At 73.7% G+C, this 18,883-nt stretch carries 15 protein-coding genes; 9 read left to right on the top strand and 6 right to left on the bottom strand.

What is annotated here, in order from left to right; all coding sequences use genetic code 11:
- Nucleotides 1-318 precede the first annotated feature (318 nt).
- From GA0070609_RS30875 to GA0070609_RS30860, 4 genes are all read left to right on the top strand, one after another.
- Nucleotides 319-2,622 carry an immune inhibitor A domain-containing protein gene (locus GA0070609_RS30875; protein ID WP_172899436.1) on the top strand — a complete coding sequence of 768 codons (2,304 nt, stop codon included), beginning with the start codon at nt 319-321 and terminating at the stop codon, nt 2,620-2,622.
- Nucleotides 2,623-2,944: 322 nt separating this feature from the next.
- Complete coding sequence (locus tag GA0070609_RS30870; protein WP_088997049.1) at nt 2,945-5,335, top strand: immune inhibitor A domain-containing protein; 2,391 nt, start codon at nt 2,945-2,947, stop codon at nt 5,333-5,335.
- A 219-nt stretch (nt 5,336-5,554) separates the two neighbouring features.
- Nucleotides 5,555-6,040: a hypothetical protein gene (locus GA0070609_RS30865; protein ID WP_157748336.1), complete on the top strand. Its 486-nt coding sequence runs from the start codon at nt 5,555-5,557 to the stop codon at nt 6,038-6,040.
- Between the two features lie 76 nt (nt 6,041-6,116).
- The gene (locus GA0070609_RS30860) at nt 6,117-7,049 is read left to right on the top strand and encodes an alpha/beta fold hydrolase (protein WP_088997047.1); all 933 of its coding nucleotides are present in this window, start codon (nt 6,117-6,119) and stop codon (nt 7,047-7,049) included.
- A gap of 1 nt (nt 7,050) precedes the next feature.
- On the opposite strand, the gene GA0070609_RS30855 is transcribed toward GA0070609_RS30860, so the two are convergent.
- Together GA0070609_RS30855 and GA0070609_RS30850 are read right to left on the bottom strand one after the other, a co-directional pair.
- The gene (locus tag GA0070609_RS30855) at nt 7,051-7,416 is read right to left on the bottom strand and encodes a hypothetical protein (protein ID WP_088997046.1); all 366 of its coding nucleotides are present in this window, start codon (nt 7,414-7,416) and stop codon (nt 7,051-7,053) included.
- Nucleotides 7,413-10,919 (bottom strand): SseB family protein, encoded by a 3,507-nt coding sequence (locus tag GA0070609_RS30850; protein ID WP_088998065.1) that lies wholly within the window; start codon nt 10,917-10,919, stop codon nt 7,413-7,415. The genes GA0070609_RS30855 and GA0070609_RS30850 overlap by 4 nt, the downstream gene beginning before the upstream one ends.
- 371 nt (nt 10,920-11,290) lie before the next feature.
- On the opposite strand from GA0070609_RS30850, the gene mycP reads away from it, so the two are divergent.
- Nucleotides 11,291-12,529 carry a type VII secretion-associated serine protease mycosin gene (gene mycP / locus GA0070609_RS30845; RefSeq protein WP_157748377.1) on the top strand — a complete coding sequence of 413 codons (1,239 nt, stop codon included), beginning with the start codon at nt 11,291-11,293 and terminating at the stop codon, nt 12,527-12,529.
- 153 nt (nt 12,530-12,682) lie between these two features.
- Here mycP and GA0070609_RS30840 read toward each other — a convergent pair whose 3' ends face one another.
- Both GA0070609_RS30840 and GA0070609_RS30835 read right to left on the bottom strand, forming a co-directional pair.
- The gene (locus GA0070609_RS30840; protein WP_088997044.1) at nt 12,683-12,976 is read right to left on the bottom strand and encodes a WXG100 family type VII secretion target; all 294 of its coding nucleotides are present in this window, start codon (nt 12,974-12,976) and stop codon (nt 12,683-12,685) included.
- A 27-nt stretch (nt 12,977-13,003) separates the two neighbouring features.
- Nucleotides 13,004-13,324, bottom strand: a complete 321-nt coding sequence (locus GA0070609_RS30835; protein WP_088997043.1) for a WXG100 family type VII secretion target — start codon at nt 13,322-13,324, stop codon at nt 13,004-13,006.
- Nucleotides 13,325-13,578: 254 nt separating this feature from the next.
- Here GA0070609_RS30835 and eccE point away from each other — a divergent pair, with 254 nt between their 5' ends.
- The 4 genes from eccE (at nt 13,579) to rarD (ending at nt 17,469) form a co-directional block, all read left to right on the top strand.
- Complete coding sequence (gene eccE, locus GA0070609_RS30830) at nt 13,579-15,474, top strand: type VII secretion protein EccE (RefSeq protein ID WP_408630616.1); 1,896 nt, start codon at nt 13,579-13,581, stop codon at nt 15,472-15,474.
- A 111-nt stretch (nt 15,475-15,585) separates the two neighbouring features.
- Nucleotides 15,586-15,972, top strand: a complete 387-nt coding sequence (locus tag GA0070609_RS30825; RefSeq protein WP_088997041.1) for a phage holin family protein — start codon at nt 15,586-15,588, stop codon at nt 15,970-15,972.
- 85 nt (nt 15,973-16,057) lie between these two features.
- Nucleotides 16,058-16,558 (top strand): GNAT family N-acetyltransferase, encoded by a 501-nt coding sequence (locus tag GA0070609_RS30820; RefSeq protein WP_088997040.1) that lies wholly within the window; start codon nt 16,058-16,060, stop codon nt 16,556-16,558.
- Nucleotides 16,555-17,469, top strand: a complete 915-nt coding sequence (gene rarD / locus GA0070609_RS30815; RefSeq protein ID WP_088997039.1) for an EamA family transporter RarD — start codon at nt 16,555-16,557, stop codon at nt 17,467-17,469. Before GA0070609_RS30820 ends, rarD begins: the two co-directional genes overlap by 4 nt.
- Nucleotides 17,470-17,482: 13 nt before the next feature.
- On the opposite strand, the gene GA0070609_RS30810 is transcribed toward rarD, so the two are convergent.
- Together GA0070609_RS30810 and GA0070609_RS30805 are read right to left on the bottom strand one after the other, a co-directional pair.
- Nucleotides 17,483-18,175, bottom strand: coding sequence for an anti-sigma factor family protein (locus GA0070609_RS30810; protein WP_088997038.1), 693 nt, complete (start codon nt 18,173-18,175; stop codon nt 17,483-17,485).
- Entirely contained in the window at nt 18,172-18,687 is a 516-nt protein-coding gene (locus tag GA0070609_RS30805) for a sigma-70 family RNA polymerase sigma factor (protein WP_088998064.1), read from the bottom strand. Before GA0070609_RS30805 ends, GA0070609_RS30810 begins: the two co-directional genes overlap by 4 nt.
- Nucleotides 18,688-18,883: the final 196 nt, after the last annotated feature.

Raw genomic sequence — 18,883 nt, 5'->3', positions numbered from 1 at the left:
CTGGCCGTTCTCCCCCGGTCCGGCCGTTCCGGCACCGCCGGCTGTGACACTTTCCCAGTTGGCGGCGCTCTCCTCATGGGACCTCATAACCACCTTCACGCTGGGTGATCGTGGCCAAACCGTAACGTGAACGTCGGTTGTCGTGGCGCGCGCTTTGGCCCGTATTTTTCCTGACATGTCACCCCGCGATCGTCGCCTCAGGCGCCAATTGACCCGTGACAACGGGCTACTCCTCTGTAAGGGTGAGTGACGCATCACATGACAGTCACGGCCTTGGCCGCGTCCGTCATGTAACAGATCCACAAAGGAGGAGGACCTTTGAGGAGACGAGTCACAGCCGGCCTGGCCACCGCCACGGCCGCGCTGCTGGCGGCGGGAGTCGTGTCGACGCCGGCCTCCGGCGCTCCGGCCGCGGGCCCGACCCCCGGTTCCGACAAGGCGAAGCACGGCAAGGACAACCTCCCCGATCCGATGGCGGATCAGCACCGGGAGGTCCGGAAGCAGGCCATCGCCGACCTGCTCTCCGGCAAGGCCAAGCTGCAGACGCGCAACGGTTCCAAGGTCATCCAGGTCAAGGACGACCTGTTCGTCGAGTACCAGCAGGCGCCGAAGACCGACCCGATCTTCACGATGCTGGTCAACTTCGGCGACCAGATCGACCCCCGGACCGGTGGAGCTGCCGGCCCGGTGGCCAACCAGATCGCCGAGCCGGACCGGAACTGGGACGGCAATGCCACGGACGACAACAGCACGCTGTGGCGGCCGAACTTCGACCGGGCCCACTACCTGGACATGTTCTACGGTCCGGGTGAGTCGATGCGGGACTTCTACCTGAAGCAGTCCGGTGGCCGCTACACGGTCAGCGGTGACGTCACCGACTGGGTGCAGGTCCCCTACAACGAGGCCCGGTACGGCAGCAACGCCATCTCCGAGGCGGACGGCTACTGGAACTTCGTCAAGGACAGCGCCACCGCCTGGTACGAGTCCCAGGTCGCCGCCGGCAAGACCAGCGCGGAGATCAAGCAGTACCTGACCCAGTTCGACATCTGGGACCGGTACGACTTCGACGGCGACGGCGACTTCAACGAGCCCGACGGCTACATCGACCACTTCCAGGCGGTGCACGCCGGTGAGGGCGAGGAGGCCGGCGGCGGCGCCCAGGGCGAGGACGCCATCTGGTCGCACCGCTGGGCCGCGTTCCCGAACCTCGCCGGCAGCGCCGGTCCGGGCGAGAACAAGGCCGGCGGCGTGCAGATCGGCGACACCGGCATCTGGATCCGGGACTACACCACGGAGCCGGAGAACGGCGGGCTGGGCGTCTTCGCCCACGAGTACGGCCACGACCTCGGTCTGCCGGACCTCTACGACACCGCCGGTGGCGACAACGGCGTGGGCTTCTGGAGCCTGATGGCCTCGGGTTCGTGGCTGAGCCACGGCACCGACGACATCGGGTCGACCCCGGGCTACATGGACCCGTGGTCGAAGCTCTACCTCGGCTGGCTGAACTACTCGGTGGTCGAGGAGAACAGCGGCACCACCCAGGTCACGCTCGGGCCGGCCGGTGACAGCGACGGGCCGAAGGCCCAGGCGGTCGTGGTCAACCTGCCCGCGCAGACCCAGACCACGAGCTACAACACGCCGTTCGGCGGGTCGTACGAGTGGTGGGGCGGCAGCGCCGACGACCTGAACACCACGCTGACCCGTCAGCTGGACCTGACCGGTGCGACCTCCGCGTCGATCACCGCGAAGGCCTGGTACGACATCGAAGAGGACTACGACTACCTCTACGCCGAGGTGTCCACCAACGGCGGGTCCAGCTGGACCCCGCTGAGCAACTCGTCGATCGACGCCGGTGAGACCGGGGTCGACGGCTCGACCGGCGGCACCTGGGTGGACCTCGGCTACGACCTGTCCGCGTACGCCGGGCAGAGCGTGCTGTTCCGCTACCGCTACCAGACCGACGGCGGCGTGCACCTCGCCGGCGCGTTCCTGGACAACGTCTCGCTGGTCGCCAACGGCGCCACCGTCTGGACCGACGACGCCGAGACGCTGGCCGCGGAGTGGACCGCGAAGGGCTTCACCCGGATGACCGGCTCGGTCACCGACTCGTACCCGCGGTTCTACATCGCGGAGAACCGCAGCTACTACGGGTACGACGACACCCTGCGCACCGGCGGCTACAACTTCGGCTTCGGCAACACCCGGCCGAACTTCGTCGAGCGGTTCGCCAACCACCCGGGCATGCTGGTCTGGTACGTCAACTACGCGTACGGCGACAACAACACCTCGGAGCACCCGGGCTACGGCCTGAACCTCCCGGTGGACGTGCGGCCGGGCCAGATCAAGGTCGGCCAGGGCACGATCAGCAACAGGCGCAACGGTTACGACGCCACCTTCAGCAAGTTCGGCAAGCCGGCCCAGACGTTCCACGTCAACGGCGTGCCGGTCACCGTTCCGGCGATGGACCCGAACCCGGTGTTCAGCGACAACGGGCCGAACAAGTACTGGAGCGGCAGCAACCCGTGGAACTCGGTGAAGGTGGCCGGCAGTGGCACCCGCATCGAGATCGTCCAGCAGGGCACCAACCCGACCGACGACATGGTGGTCAAGGTCAGCAACTGACGACAGCGACACCCGTGGGGCCGGTGGCGGCGACGCCACCGGCCCCACTTTTTGCGTACGCCAACAAATTGATCGAAAGGCGTCGCTCGGCACCCTGCGCGGGTCCGTCCACCCCGGTCACGACCGTGGCGAAAGTCCGGGATGTGACAGTGGGAAGCGTTCCCAACAAAATCTTGCAACAAATCGACGCACGCGTCTTCCCACCGGTCCCACCAGTGTCTATGTTCACCATTGGTCCCACTAGTGGGATCGATTTCCACCGGCCCGTACCCCCGTAGGGCCGGTTCCCTCACACCGGAGGTACCACGTGCGCAAAGTCGCAGTGGGTCTGCTCGGGCTTGGGCTGACAGCGTCGGGGCTGGCGTTCACCACGTCGGCCAGCGCCGCGCCGCAGCCGAAGCTGCCGACGGCCGCTCCGTCGGTTGCCGAGCCCGCCCATGTCGACCACGACCTGCCGAACCCGCTCGAGGACAAGCGCCGCGCGCTACGCCAAGAGGGCCTCAGCGAGGTCCTCTCCGGCAGGGCGAAGGCGGAGCGGATCAACGGCAGCACGGTGGTCAAGGTCGGCAAGACCCAGGCCGAGAGGGCCACCGCCCGCTCCGCCCGGGCCGGCGCCGCCCAGACCGAGGACCAGTACGTCGAGCTCTCCCGGGAGAAGACCGACCGGATCTTCGTGATCCTGGCCGAGTTCGGCAACGAGCGGCACCCGAACTACCCGGACCAGGACACCGACCCGGGCACGCCGGGTCCGACCCGGTTCGACGGGCCGCTGCACAACGAGATCCCGGCCCCCAACCGGGCGGTGGACAACTCCACCGTCTGGCAGGCGGACTACAACGCCGACCACTACCGCAAGCTCTACTTCGGCACCGCGCCGGGTGACGAGTCGCTGAAGCAGTACTACGAGGCGCAGTCCTCGGGCCGCTACAGCGTCGAGGGCACGGTCACCGACTGGGTCAAGGTCCGCTACAACGAGGCCCGGTACGGCCGCTCCGGTGGCTACCCGTGCGCCGACAACGTCTGCACCAACACCTGGGCGCTGGTCCGCGACGCCGCCAACCAGTGGGTCGCCGACCAGAAGGCCGCCGGCCGCAGCGACGCCGAGATCGCCGAAGAAGTCAAGGCGATGGACCAGTGGGACCGGTACGACCACGACTCGGACGGCAACTTCAACGAGTCGGACGGCTACATCGACCACTTCCAGATCGTCCACTCCGGCGGCGACGAGGCCGACGGCGACCCGTACCAGGGTGAGGACGCCATCTGGAGCCACCGCTGGTACGCCTTCGCGTCCGACCAGGGCTCGACCGGTCCGGTCAACTTCCCGGCCGGCGGCACCCAGATCGGCAACACGGGCATCTGGATCGGTGACTACACCATCCAGCCGGAGAACGGCGGCCGGAGCGTCTTCTACCACGAGTACGGGCACGACCTCGGTCTGCCGGACGACTACAACGTGCTCAGCGGTGGGGACAACAACAACGAGCACTGGACCCTGATGGCCCAGAGCCGGCTCGGTGCCAAGAACGACGGCGGCATCGGTGAGCGCGGTGGCGACCTGGGCGCCTGGAACAAGCTCCAGCTCGGCTGGCTCGACTACGAGGTCATCGTCGCGGGCCAGAAGCGCACGATGACCCTCGGCCCGCAGGAGTACAACTCCGACAAGCCGCAGGCCGCCGTGGTGGTGCTCCCGCAGCGGGAGTACACGTTCAACAACGGCGCGCCGTTCGAGGGCACCAAGCAGTTCTTCTCCGGCAACGACGACGACCTGAACAACACGATGACCCGCACGGTGGACCTCACCGGGAAGTCGTCGGCGTCGCTGTCGATGAAGGGCCGCTACGACATCGAGGCCGGGTACGACTACATGTTCTTCGAGGTCTCGACCGACAACGGTCAGACCTGGACCCCGCAGAACGGCACGGTTAACGGGCAGCCGCTTCCGGAGATCTCGCCCGGACGTCCGGCCCTGGACGGCAGCAGCAACGGCGAGTGGGTGGACATCAACATCCCGCTCGACCTGGCGGCGGGCAAGGTCGCGCAGTTCCGGCTGCGCTACCAGACCGACGGTGGTGTCGCCGAGGGCGGCTTCTACGGTGACGCCATCACCGTGACCGCCGACGGGCAGACGGTCCTCTCCGACGGGGCCGAGGCCGGCGCGGGCGACTGGGCCCTCAACGGCTGGAGCATCGTCGAGGAGACCTACACCCGGCTCTTCGACAACTACTACATCGCCGGCAACCGGACCTACGTCTCGTACGACAAGTACCTCAAGACCGGTCCGTACTTCTTCGGCTACGCGAACACCCGCCCGGACTACGTGGACCACTACGCGTACCAGGAGGGTCTGCTGATCTCCTACTGGAACCTCCGGTGGGCCGACAACGACACGTTCGCGCACCCGGGTGAGGGTCGCAACCTCTACATTGACGCGCACCCGCGGCCGATCTACAACCTGACCGGGCAGCCCTGGCGGGCCCGCGTCCAGGTCTACGACGCGCCGTTCAGCCTGAAGAAGGCCGACTCGTTCACGCTGCACCTCAACAGCCAGCCGCAGTACATCCGTGGCCAGGCCGCGCAGCCGCTGTTCGACGACACCCAGAAGTACTGGTACGCGGAGCTGCCGAACCACGGCGTCAAGCTCCCGGCCACCGGCACGAAGATCCGCGTTCTGGAGCAGGACGGCACCTCGGTGAAGGTCCGCTTCTCCTGATCCGCTGATCGGCACCACCCCGCGATGCCCGGGCAGGCCACCTGCCCGGGCATCGCCCTTTTCTCGGGACGGATCCGCGCAGCCGGCCCGCGGTCCGTCAGCGCTCCGGCGCAGGTGGCGCACCGGAGCCGCAGCGCTGCGGCGGCGGGCGCACGTCGGCGGCGGTTTCCGGGGGCGCCCTGGCGGGAACCCCCCGTCGTGCCGGCACGTCCGACCGGCGTGCGTCGTGCAACCCGTACCACCGTCGCCGGCCTGGCCGCCGTCCTCGGCCTGGCCGGCTGCGCCGGCCCGCAGGAGGAGAGTGCCGTGCCCACGCAACCCACGCCGCCGACCTCCCCGGCAGACCCTGGCCTGGCCTCCACGGCCGACACCCCGTCCACCGGCCCCACCCCGGCGGCACCCTCGGGCCGACCCTCCCGCGCCACGACGGACCTGCCCACCATGGGTCCGCCGACCGCGCCGCCGAGCCAGCCCACCGACCTGCGCAAGGCGAACATCGTCGCCGGCCGGATCACCCGGGGCGGTGCCGGGCCCTGCTACGGCCTGGTCACCGACGACGGCCGCGAGTACGCGCTGCACGGCGTCGGCAAGGGCAACTTCGCCACCGGCAGTTGGGTCCGGGTGACCATCGGCCCCGCCGATCCGGCGGCCGACTGCGGCCCGGGCACCCCGGCCAGCATCGTCACGATCAGCCCGGTCGGCTGACCGGGAACGGGCGATCCCGACCACCGGCCGGGCCGGCGGACGAGCCAGCCGGCACCGGGGTCCTAGGCTGTCTGCCATGACCGAGCAGCACGACGGGCCCGTCGACGAGTCCTGCGTCCTCACCGAAGGGCCGTGGACGCACCGGTTCGTCGGGGCGAACGGCAGCCGGTTCCACGTGGTCGAAGCCGGCGCCGGGCCGATGGTGCTCTTCCTGCACGGCTTCCCCGAGCACTGGTGGGCCTGGCACGAGATGCTGCCGGCGGTCGCCGACGCCGGCTTCCGCGCCGTCGCCGTCGACCTGCGCGGCTACGGCGCCAGCGACAAGCCACCCCGGGGGTACGACGGCTACACGCTGGCCGCCGACGTCGCCGGGCTGATCCGTGCGCTCGGCGAACGCTCCGCCACCGTGGTCGGCACCGGCGCCGGCGGCCTGATCGGCTGGACCGTGGCGTCCTTCCACCCCGCCCTGGTCCGGCGGCTGGTGGTGCTCGGCGCGCCGCACCCGCTGCGGCTGCGGGCCGCCATCTTCGCCGACCCGCGCGGGCAGTTCGCCGCGTCCACCCCGACCCTGAAGTTCCAGCTGCCCCGCTACGAGCACGTGCTCACCCGGGACGGTGCCACGGCGGTCGAGGAGATGCTGCGCCGCTGGGGCGGGCCGCGCTGGGTGTCCGGGCCGGACTTCGGCGCGTACGCGCGGCGCTGCCGGGAGGCGATGCGGATCCCGCAGGCAGCGTTCTGCGCGCTGGAGGGCTACCGCTGGGCGTTCCGCTCGGTGCTGCGCCTGCACGGCTACCGGTTCGTCCGGCTGATGCAGAAGCCGCTGATCACCCCGACCCTGCAACTGCACGGCGCGCTCGACCGGGCCTCGCTGCCGCGTACCGCCCAGGGCTCCGGCCGGTACGTGGTGGCGCCGTACGAGTGGCGGCTGCTCGACGACGTGGGCCACTTCCCACACGTGGAGGCGCCGGAGGTGGTGCTCGGCGAGATCCTGCGCTGGGCGAAGTCCTGACTCAGACCCGCTGTTCGCGCAGGTCGGCGACCTCGGCGGCGGGCGCCCAGCCCTGGTAGACGCCGAAGTCGAACACCTCCAGCCCCATCGCCCGGGCGACCGGCCAGCGCCCACCGGTGTACTCGACCCGCAGCCAGCCGTCGTGCTCGCCGAGCACGATGAACGGCTGCCCCTGCCAGGTGCAGGTGGTCCGCACGTACGCCAGGTCCTCCACCTCGGTGGCCGGCAGCACCCGCACGTACCGGCCGGGGCGTACCTCCTGGAAACCCTCACCCGGTTCGGGCTGGTAGAGCCGGATGTCGTCGCCGTCCGGGCTGGCCTGGTACTCGCGCCCGCGCCACCGGGCCACGTAGCCGTCCCGGATCACGGCGCGTCCACCTGGCGCCAGAGCAGCGCGTCGGTGTCGAGCACGGCGACCATCCGTTCGGTGCCGTCCGCGCCGATCCGCCACAGCTGTGCGCCGTGCGGCAGCCGGGCGCTGTCCACCTTGAACTCCGCCACCACGTCGCTGCTCTCGCCCGGGGCGAAGCCGTTGCCCCGGAAGGGCCCGCGTTCGATGACCCAGCCCTCCATGGCCCGCATGGCGGCCTCGTTCTGCCCGCCGTAGGGGATCCGGTAGAGGCTGGGCCGATACGCCGGCCAGCGCAGCACGTAGATCTCCTCGGCGTTGCGGGCGAACGGCGAGTCGGGATAGTCCAGGCCGAGGGCCTCGTACAGCTGGGCCGGTGTGGTCAGGTGGGCCAGCTCGCTGGCCCGGTGCACGAACCCGGAGACCCGGTCGTAGCCGCGCTCCAGGTAGTAGCCGAGCTGGCTGGGGGCGACCGCCTTCTGCATGACGACCGGGCGGGCCGGGTCGACGGCCGGCGGGGTGTACCGGGGGCGCTCGGCCACCTCCGGCGCCGTCGGCGCCTCGGGCTCGTTGTCGGCGTCGTCGCCGAGGCCCACCTCGGCGGCCCAGTTGGCCAGCCCGACGATCTGCTCACCGGGCAGCTTGGCGCCGACCGGGGTGCCCGGGTTGACCGCGAACGACCACGCCTCGTCCGGCCAGCGCCGGATCAGCTGGACGAACCGGACCCGGACCGTCTCGACCGGTGCGTCGGTGTGGTCGGCGAGCCGTTCCGGAGAGGTGTAGACCACGACGAAGGTCTCCCCGTCCAGCTCCTCGGTACGCCACACGAAGCCGGGCTCGCCGGGCCGGCTGCCCGGCGCGGACTCCGCCGACACCGGCAGCAGGACCCGGGCCAGCAGCAACGTGGAGAGGAAGGTGTCGGTGCTGCCGGCCCCGGCCGCGTCGAGCAGATCCTCCTCGACCGGGTTCGCCGGCTGGAACTCGGCGGCCGGCGCGGAAGGCGGCTCGGCGGCGCGCGTGGGAGGCGGCTCGGCGGCTGGACCGGTCCCGCCGGTGCCGGCGTCCCGGGGATCGGTGCCCGATCCTGCGGTCGGGGCGTCGGCTTCCGGTCCAGTGGTCCAGGCGTCAGTGCCCGGTCCAGCGGTCGGGGCGTCGGTGGTCGGTCCAGCGGTCGGGGCGCCGGTGTGGTTGGCGCGGGCCGGATCGCTTCCCTGCTCGGTGGCCGGCGTCCCGGCGGCCGGCGGGGTGACGACGGGGTCGGGCACCGTCCACAGCGGGCCGGTGTCCGCGAGGTCGGAGGCGTTCTCCGCCGCCGACCCGGCTGCCGGCGCCACCTCGGGCGCGGCACCGGCCTGGGGTGTACCGTCCCCGGTCCGGGCCGGGGTCCAGGCGGAGTGCTCGGCCGGAGCCGGCTGATCCGGAATCCACCCGGCACCAGGCCGATCGGACGCGCCAGGCTGATCCGGGCTCACCCCGGAACCGGACAGTGGTTCCGACGCCGGAAGCGTCCCTACCGCCTCCGCATCGAACGCCTCGTTCGCGGCCCAACCGGCGCTCTGCTGGCCCGCCGTCGCCACCGACCCGGCAGCCGGCCCGGCTGGCATCGTTCCCGCCGCCTGCGGGTCACCCTGATTCGGCAGCCAACCGGCGGTCCGCCGGTCAGCCGTCGCCGCGTCCGACGGCGACCGGGTCGGGATGTTTCCGGCCGGCTGCGGATCGGCCGACACCGGCTGGCTCGGCAGCCAACCGGTGCTCCGGCGGTCAGCGGGGGCCGGGGACGCTGCTTCCGGCTCATCGCCGCCAGCCTGCCCGCCCGGCGACCTCACGGACGGGACGCCCGGCAGCGGCTCGGCGCCGGCCGGTCCGAGCCCGGCCTCACCGGTCGACCCGGGCCGCTCGGCCACTCGTTCCGGCCCCGGAACGCCGGTGCCCGCCGGTCGCGCCGACCAGACCGGCGGAGCCGCCGCCCCGGCGCTCGGCGGTGCCGCCGGTCCGGCGGCGGGCGACCCGAAACCGGCGCCGGCCGATTCGCCCGACGACGCGGGTCCGGCGCCGGCCGATCCGCCCGACCCGAAACCGGCGCTGGCCGGTCCGCCCGCCGGCGCGGCGCTGGACGAGTTGGGGACAGGTGGACCGGAGTCGTCGGGCCCGAACGGACCGGGACCGGCGGAGACCGGCGGCCCGGCGTCGAGCGGCTCGGTGAGGTCGCGGGACTCGACGATGGTCCCCTCGATGACGATCGGGGTGAACCCACGTCGCGGTGCGGGCGGCCCGGAAACGGGCTCCGCGGCCGACGGCGGCAGGTCGTCCGCCGGGTCGGCGGGGGCCGGGGCGGGTCGGCGACGCGGCAGCGCCTGGGTCGTCTCCTCGTCCGGCGGCGGACCCGGGTACCCGCGCTCGGTCGGGACCGGGATGGCCCGGGTCACCTCCTCCGGCGGTGGCGGCCACTGCGCCGAGCCCCGGGCCGGATCGGGCCGGCTGGGCGGGGCGTACGGCTGGGTGGTCGGGAACGCCTCGGTCGGCCCGTCCGGCACCGGATCCCCGGCCGGGCGGCGGCGCGGGAACGGCTGGCTGCCCCGCGCGAAGCGGGACGGTGGCACCGCCCGGTCAGCGGGTCGGACCGGGTCATCGCGGTAGGCCGAGCCGCGACCGGACGCCGGCTCGAAGAAGGAGCGTGGCGCGGTGCGGGCGGGGGCGTCCCCGGTGGACCGACCGTTCGCCGGTGGCCGTCCGGGCTCGGCCACCGGTTCGGCTGGCGGGACGCCGGGCCGGGCGGGAGCCGCCGGATCACCGGTGCCGGAGTGCGGGAACGCGGGCGGGACGGGACGGGTGATCCACCCGAGGTCGGGACGCTCCGACCGGGCCGGGTCCGCGGGGTAGGGCGGCGGGACGGACGGGCGGAGCGCCTCGACCGAGCGGCGGTCCCGCGCCGGCCCGACCGGGCCGGCGGGGGTCGCGACCCGAGGTGGCAGCGGCACGGTGGGCGGTTCGGGGCGGGACGGGGCGACCTGCTCGGCGGCCGGTGGGCGGGCGGCTGGCGTCGGGGGGCCGCTGGGCGGGTTTCCCGCGCCGGCGGCCCGCGCCCGGGCGACCGTCTCCGCCCGCTCCAGCCGGGCCCGCGCCCCCATGGTGCGGCCGGGCAGCCGGACGTCGCCCCGGGAGAGCTGCGCGACGTACCAGGCCGGCAGGTAACCCTCGATCGGCAGGCCGGGATTGACGGCCAGCCACCACTCGTGGTTGGGCCAGCCGCTGGCCAGGTCGGGATAGCTGGTCAGCCGGCTCGCGCCGGCGTGTTCGCCCAGGCAGGCGCGCATGGCGGCGGCCGAGGTGAAGGCCAGCACGTGGGTGCGGCCGGAGGTGGTCCAGGTGCCCCAGCCCGACGCCTGCCCCAACGCCGGCTCGGGCACCGGCAGCAGCAGGTCGGTACGGGCCAGGATCCGGAAGTATCGCTGCTGGTCGTTGGCGCGTAACGCGTCCCGCAACGCGGCCTCGGCCTCGGTGGCCGGCTCCCATCCGGTCACGGCCACCCCTCCTCCCGCGAACAGGCCATAGGCATCGCGTACAACCTACAAGGTAGTAACAAGATCACAATGGCAGGCTGGCGGCGGTGCGCCGGTTCTGGAAGAAGGCGCTAACATCCCGTTCCGGAGTCGACACGATACGGAGGCGGTCGATGTCCCGGTCCCCCGCGCGCCCGCTCCTGGCGACCCTCGCGGCCGTCCTGGCGACCGCGCCGGCCACCCCCGCCACCGCACTCCCCGACACCCCCCAGCCGGCCGCTCACGCCGCAGCCGCGCCACGGCAACCCCACAACCCGGAGTCGGCCATCCCAGCCGCCGTCACGCAAAGGCACCCTCACAATCCGGCGTCGGTCATCCCGGCCACCGTCCCGCTGCGGCATCCCCCAAACCGGAAGTCGGCCGTCCCGGCCGGTGCCACGCCGGGGCTCGCGCGCGCTCCCGAGCCGGCCCCCCAGGTCACGGGCGGACTCCACCTCGCCCGGGCGGCCGCGCCGGACTGCGCGACGCCGCCGGCCCCGGTCCGGCCGGTGTCCGCGCCACCCTGGCCCCAGCAGCGGTACGCCCCTGAGCGGCTGTCGCCGCTGGCCACCGGGGCGGGGGTGACGGTGGCGGTGGTGGACTCCGGGGTGGACCGGCGGCATCCGCAACTCGCCGGTCGGGTGCTCGACGGCACCGACCTGCTCGACCCGGGCGGTGACGGCAGCAGCGACTGCGCCGGCCACGGCACCGGGGTCGCCAGCATCATCGCCGCCGCGCCGCGGCCCGGGATCGCGTTCCGGGGGCTGGCCCCGGGCGCCCGGATCCTGCCCGTGCGGGTGAGCGAGCAGCAGGTCGTCGCGGGGCGGGAGTCCGGGCGTACGGTCAGCGCCGAGGAGTTCGCCCGGGCCATCCGCTGGGCCGTCGACCACGACGCCGACGTCCTCAACCTCTCCGTCGTGCTGTACGCGGACAACCCCGCCGTACGCGCCGCGATCGGTTACGCGGTCGACCGGGACGTGGTCGTGGTGGCCGCCGCCGGCAACCTGCACGACAGCGGCGATCCGCGACCGTACCCGGCGGCGTACGAGGGGGTGCTCGGGGTGGGCGCGATCGGGGTGGACGGGTCGCGTTCCGCCTTCTCCCAGACCGGCCCGTACGTCGACCTGGTCGCGCCCGGCAGCGACGTGCTGATGGCCGCACCCGGCCGGGGCCACCACCGGGCCGAGGGGACCAGCTACGCCGCGCCCTTCGTGGCGGCCACCGCCGCGCTGCTGCGGCAGTACCGACCCGGGTTGACCGCGGCCGAGGTGGCGCAGCGGATCCTCGCCACCACCGACCCGGCCCCCGGTGACGGCCGGGGCGGCGGGTACGGCGCGGGGGTGCTCAACCCGTTCCGGGCGGTCACCGAGACCGGCGGCGGGGTCGCCACGCGGCCGCGCCCGGCCACCGCGCTCGCGGACGACCGGCCGGATCCGGCGGCGCTGGCCGCGCGGGCCCGTCGGGCCACGGCACAGGACCGGGCGCTGCTGGTTGCCTCGCTCGCCGCGACGGTGGTGGCCGTGGCGGCGCTGGCCGCCCTGGTGGTGCCCCGGGGCACCCGCCGCCGGTGGCGCCCGGCCGACCCGGCCTGAGCCGACACCCGGCGCCAGCCTGGGCGCCGACCCAGGACCTCGGCCGGGTGGTGACCACCGTGCTCCGGGGACACCCGAAGGAGCAGGTCGGCCGGGGGGCAGCCGTGTGTCGGGTGGCGCCGGCCGGGCTGGTCGCCACCCGACGGGCCGGGATCACTGGAACAGGCCGACGTTCTTCTTCTCGGTGTCGAGGTAGTCCGCCGCGGAGTCGTCCACCGCGAGCCTGATGTCACGCAGCATGGCCTGCAGGTCCTGCGAGGCGGAACGCCACCGGGCCTGCCGCTGCTCGTACGCCTGCCGGGCCTCGCCGGTCCAGCCGGCCACCAGCGGGGCGGCGTCCCGTTCCAGCTGCCCGAGCTGCGAGTCGAGCGTGTTCAGCGCCTTCTGGATGTCCGCGCTGGCCTGTTGCAGCGCGGCGAAGTTGACGACCAGCACACCGTGGTCCATCGGATGGCTCCCTCTCCCGGTCAAGGTCTACAGCGGTAGCTGGATGCCGCCGCGGTTGGTGGTGGACACCCGGCCGGCGGCCTCGGTGTCCGCGACGTCGTACTGCTGGCCGGCGGTGCGGATCGCGGAGGCGGTCTCCCGCAGCGCCCGCTGCAGGGTGGCCTGGTCCTGCGCCCACTGCTGCTTGACCTGCTCGAAGGAGCGCCCCCCGGCGCCCCGCCAGGCCTGCTGCAACACCTCCAGCTCGGCCATCAGGCTGCTCAGCATGGTCTGCAACGACTGGTCCACCTGCTCGAACTTCGCGGCGGTCTGCTGCATCACCGCCGCTTCTGCCTGGGTCTGGGACACCCGGACGTCACCTCGTCTCATCGGTCGTGGCTGGCCGTCGGCACGCCCGCCTCAGGACGCGCCGCTCGCGCCGCCCGGGACACGAGCTTGGCGGGCGCGGGTCAGCGGAACTCGTCGCTGACGGTAGCGGCCCGATCGCTGTTGTGCTACCCCGCCCGCCTCCCCTGTGGACAACCGGGGCCCCCGCGCCGTCAGCTCCCGCCGTTACGATGGGCGGCAGCAACGTCGCGGCGAGTGATCGGCGAGGAGGCGGAGTGCCGGCGACCACCAGCCCGAGCCGGGTCACTCCGATCCACGGCTCGTCGCCGGCCCCCACCGTGGCCGCGTCGGTCCCCGGTCCGCCGGCCGACCCGGCGACCACGACCGGGTCGACCCGGCAGGCCGCTCTGCCGGCACAGTGGATCCCCGCCGGGCGCCGGCCACCCACCGGCGTGCGCGCCGGCCAGGTCGTCGCCGCGCAGGTCGCCGTGGCGGTGCTCGCCGCCGCCGTCGGGCAGGGGCCCGTCCCGGCCCTGGCCGCAATCGCGGTGGCCGCGGTGCTGCTGCCGGCCGCCTGGCTGCGGATCCGCGGTCGCTGGCTCTTCGAGTGGCTGGCCACCGCGCTGGGCTACCTGACCCGGCGACGCGGGCTGCCCGCCTCGGCCGACCCGGCGGCGCTGCTCGACCTGGTCGACCCGGCCGCCGTGCTGCGCCCGTCGGCACCGGGCGGTGGGCCGGGCGCGCTGGTCGACGACGCGACCGGCCTGGTGGCCGTACTGGAACTCGGCGATCCGGCCGACCTGCTGGGCGACGGCCCGCGGCAGCTGCCCGGGCCGGCCTCGCTGCTGACCGCGGCTCCGCCGGACGGGCCGCCGGTGCGGGTGCAACTGCTGCTCACCGGGGCACCCGCACCGACCGTCGACGCGGGTGGCGGCACCATCGCGACCTCCTACCGACAGCTCACCGACGGGCGGCTGGCCGCCCGGGAGCGCGCCGTGCTCGCCGTCCGGGTGCTGCGGGTCGACGGCTGGTCCGACGAGGAACTGCGGCGCGCCCTGGCCGGCACCGTGCGCCGCCTGGTGCGCCGGTTCGGCCCGGTCGCCGTGCGTCCGCTGGGTGAGCACGCCGCGCTGCGCGTCCTCGCCGAACTGGCCCACCACGACGGACGTCCGGCGCAGGAGTCCTGGCAGGTGTTGCGCTCCGGCGGCCTGCTCCAGGCCAGCTTCCGGCTGCGCCGCTGGCCCGATCCGCGGGTCGAGGCCGGCCGCCGGCTGGTGCCCCGGCTGCTCGCGCTACCGGCCACCGCCACCACCGTGTCGCTCTGTGCCGGGCCGTCGGCCGATCCCGCCGGCGGGCCCACCGAGCTGACCGTACGCCTGGCCGCGGCGACCCCGGCGGAGCTCGCGGTGGCCGCCCAGGCGCTCGACCGGCTGGTGGCCGGCGCCGGCGGCGAACTCCAGCGGCTCGACGGCGCGCAGCTCGACGGGTTGGCCGCCACCCTGCCGCTCGCCGCGGCCGGCACCGGGTTGCCCGGCGGTCCGGTCCGGGAGCCGCCGGAGCTGCCGTTCGGTGAGGCCGGGTTGATGATCGGCAGCAACCGGCACGGCGGTGCGGTGACCGTCCGGCTGTTCCGGCCGGAGAGCACCCGGGTGATGCTCGTCGGCGGGGTACGCGCCGCCCAGCTCGTGGTGCTGCGCGCGCTGGCGCTCGGCGCCCGGGTCGCGGTGCAGACCGCCCGGCCGCTCAGCTGGGAGCCGTTCGTCCGGGGCGCCGGCACGCCGGGCGGCGCGATTCCCCTGCTCCCGCCGGGCCGGCCGGTCGGCGGCGCACCCGGGACGCCGTTGCGTCCGCAGCTGCTGGTGGTCGACGCGCCGCTGCCCGTCGAGTCCGAGCCCGGGCCGCCCTGGCGGGCCACCCTGCTGGTCCGGGACGAGCTGACCCCGGCGGACGCCGACGCGCTGGGCCGGGCCGACCTGGCGGTGCTGCAACCGCTCAGCTTGCCGGAGGCAGCGCTGGCCGGGAGCGCGCTGGGCCTCGGCGCGTCCGCCGAGTGGCTGACCCGGATCCGCGACGACATGGTCGCGGTGGTGAACCGGCGGGCGCTGCGGTGGGCACTGCTGTCGCCCACCCCGATCGAGTCGCAACTGATCGGCCGCCCGTCCCGCCGCTGAGCCGGGCCGCCCCCTTCCGCTCGCGGCCCGACCGGGCAACCCGGCCGTTGCGGCCCGATTCGTCGATCTCCCGGGTTCCGCCGGTGCGCCGTCCGTGGCACGATCCCCGCCATGGGTTTTCTGAAGGGTCTGCTGATCCGCCTGGCCGTCACGGCGCTGGCCTTCTGGCTGGCCACCCTGGTCATCCCGGGCATCACGCTGGATTCCGACTCGGCGACCGAAACGGTCACCACGCTGGTGCTGGTGGCGATCATCTTCGGCGTGGTCAACGCGGTGCTCCAGCCGATCATCAAGACCGTTGGTTGCGGCTTCTACCTGCTGACCCTCGGGCTGATCGCGCTGGTGGTGAACGGGCTGCTCTTCCTGCTCACCAGCTGGATCGCCGACCAGGCCGGGCTGCCGTTCCACGTGGACGGTTTCTGGCCGGCCGCGGTGCTCGGCGCGCTCTTCGTCGGCATCGTCACCTGGATCCTCGGCGCCCTGCTCGACCGCGACTGACCGCCGACCCCACCCGACGGCGAGGGTGACCAGTGGGCGGGAATTGGCCCGCGTGCCGGGCGGGTCGGCGGTCTAGCCTCGCAGGGTGCTCACCCTGACCCGTGACGACGGCTACCTGCTCAGCACCGACCCGGACCGGATCGACCTGGACCGGGTGCACCACTGGCTCTCCACCGACGCGTACTGGGCGATCGGGCGGAGCCGGGAGACGGTGGCCCGGGCGTTCGCCGGCTCGCTGCCGTTCGGCGTCTACCGTCCCGGTGACGGGCGGCAGGTGGCGGTGGCCCGGGCGGTCACCGACCAGGCGACCTTCGCCTGGCTCTGCGACGTCTACGTCGACCCGGGCGAGCGCGGCCGGGGCCTGGGCAGTTGGCTCGCCCAGGCGGTCCGCGACCACCTGGACACCCTCGGCGTTCGGCGGATCCTGCTGGCCACCAACGACGCGCACGGGGTGTACGCGAAGGTCGGCTTCACCCCGCTGCCGGATCCGCGCCGGTGGATGCAGCTCGACCGGCGCGACGAGCCGGTGAGCCAGCTCACTGGCAAGGAGCAAAGCGGCGGTTCGCCCCTTACGGTGGAGGCGTGACGCCACTCCGGCTCGGATACCTCTACGGCATCGGCGCGTACCTGCTGTGGGGGTTCTTCCCGCTCTGCTTCAAGCTGCTGCGCCCGGCCGGGCCGCCGGAGATCCTCGCGCACCGGGTCGTCTGGTCGGTGGTCTTCGTCGCGCTGCTGCTGGCCGCGCTGCGCAACATCGGGTTCCTGCGGGCGCTGCTGCGCCGGCCCCGGGCACTGGCGGGGATCGGCGTCGCCGCCGCGCTGATCGCTGTCAACTGGGGCACCTACATCTACGGGGTGAACTCCGACCGGGTGGTGGAGACCGCGCTCGGCTACTTCATCAACCCGCTGGTCGTGGTGCTGCTCGGGGTCACCGTGCTGCGGGAGCGGCTGCGCCCCGCGCAGTGGGCGGCGCTGGGCGTCGGCGGGCTGGCCGTGGTCGTACTGACCGTGGACTACGGCCGGCTGCCGTATTTGGCGCTGACCCTGGCCCTGAGCTTCGGCGGGTACGGCCTGGTCAAGAAGCGGCTCGGGCTGCCCGCCGCCGAGGGGCTCTTCGTCGAGTCGGCGGTGCTGGCGCTGCCCGCGCTGGCCTACCTGGGGTGGCTCACCGCGGCCGGCGACGCCGCCTTCGGGCACGTCTCCGCCGGGCACACCGTGCTGCTGATGCTAGCCGGCGCGGCCACCGCCATCCCGCTGCTGCTCTTCGCCGGGGCGGCCAACCGGCTCCCGCTGACCAGCCTGGGCATGATCCAGTACCTGGCGCCGATCCTCCAGCTCGGCTGCGGCGTACTGGTCTTCCACGAGCCGATGCCGCCCGCCCGGCTGGCCGGCTTCGCCCTGGTCTGGGCCGCGCTGATCGTCTTCACCGTCGATGCCCTGCGCGCGTCCCGCCGCGCCCGGGCCGCGACCATGGCCGCGGCGCCCGCCCCCGCGTAGTGGGCGGCCCAGCTCAGCGGACGTCGTAGGCGAGCACGGGGGTGCCGTCGGCGCGGAGCAGCTCCAGCCGCACCAGCTCCGCGTCGGTGAACCGGGTCGCGCCGCTGATCCGCAGGTCGTCGCCGGGCGCGGCGAGCCAGGAGCCGATCTGCTCGGTGGCGCCGTCCGGACCGTGCGCCACCAGCCGGAAGGTGTACGCCTTGCCGTAGCCGGGCCGCGCCTCGTACCCGCAGCGCATGGTCACCTCGGTACCCCACTCGGTGCCGGTCAGCGCGACCTCCGCGTGCACCGGCACCGCGCCGGCCACCGGCTGCATGGCGACCATCTGCGGGTCGCCCGCCGGCCCCGGCCCGGTGCGGGGCAGCAGGGTGGCCGTACCGACGCCCACCACCAGGGCGAACGCGGCCGCGGCGAGCGCGGTCAGCGCGTACCGCCGGCGGCTGGCCCACCGCTCGCGGCGCCGCCGCTCCCGGGCGGCCGCGAGCAGCTCGGGCATCCGGGTGCTCTCCGCCGGTGGCGGCAGGAACTGCTCCAGGCCGGCTGGGTCGAGCCGGCCCAGCAGGCCGGGCAGGACGGCGATCTCGGCGACCGCCTGCTGGCAGGCGGCGCAGCCGGCGAGGTGCCGCTCGTAGGCCGCCCGCTCGGCGGGAGCCAGCGCACCCAGCACGTACGCGCCGTCGTCGTGCGCGAACTCGCACCGGGTCATCCCGTCACCCCCATCTCGGCCAGGACCAACCGTAGTGAGCGCAGGGCGTAGTGCGTCCGGGACTTCACCGTGCCGGGCGGCACGCCCAGCCGGGAGGCCGCCTCGGCCACCGAGCGCCCCTGGTAGAAGCACTCGACCAGCACCTCGCGGTGGGTCGGGCTGAGCCGGTTCAACGCCTCGGCCACGGTCCAGGCCTCCACCGCACGCTCCGCTTCGTCGACGGTCTCCGGTGGCTCGGGCAGCTCGTCGGTGTAGACCTCGCCGACCCGGGTGGCCCGGCGTCGCCAGGCGTCGATGGCGAGGTTGCGGGCGGTGGTGAAGAGCCAGGCGCGGACCGAACCGCGCCGGGGGTCGAGGGACTCCGGATGCCGCCAGGCCCGCAGCAGGGTCTCCTGCACCAGGTCCTCAGCCCGCTGCCGGTCGCCGTTGACCAGCCGCAGAGCGTGCGCGTACAGCGCCTCCGCGTGCTCGTCGTGCAGCGCGCGGAGCAGTTGGGCGTCGTGGTCGCTGATGGCTGTCTCCTCGCTTCCGGCGCGCGTCCGGCGGTGCGTTCGCTCGGTATTACGTGCGGTCACGCCGATCGGTTCAGCCGCAGGTCATCGCGGGCTTCCCGGCGAGGTGTTCATGCCCGGTTCACACCGTGGCCGGCGACCGCTCACCGCGCCCTCCTAGCGTCCGCCGGGTACGCACCAGCACCTTCCGGCGTGC

It is taken from the genome of Micromonospora echinaurantiaca (genome assembly GCF_900090235.1).
Classification (GTDB): Bacteria; Actinomycetota; Actinomycetes; order Mycobacteriales; family Micromonosporaceae; genus Micromonospora; species Micromonospora echinaurantiaca.
Note: the sequence above shows the minus strand (reverse complement) of the source record. Positions and strands in the feature narration are given on the sequence as shown.

Excerpts from the sequence above, each read along its gene's own strand:
- GA0070609_RS30860 (WP_088997047.1), top strand. The coding sequence starts at position 6,117 with ATGACCGAGCAGCACGACGGGCCCGTCGACGAGTCCTGCGTCCTCACC.
- GA0070609_RS30840 (WP_088997044.1), bottom strand. The coding sequence starts at position 12,976 with ATGGACCACGGTGTGCTGGTCGTCAACTTCGCCGCGCTGCAACAGGCC.
- GA0070609_RS30825 (WP_088997041.1), top strand. The coding sequence starts at position 15,586 with ATGGGTTTTCTGAAGGGTCTGCTGATCCGCCTGGCCGTCACGGCGCTG.
- GA0070609_RS30810 (WP_088997038.1), bottom strand. The coding sequence starts at position 18,175 with ATGACCCGGTGCGAGTTCGCGCACGACGACGGCGCGTACGTGCTGGGT.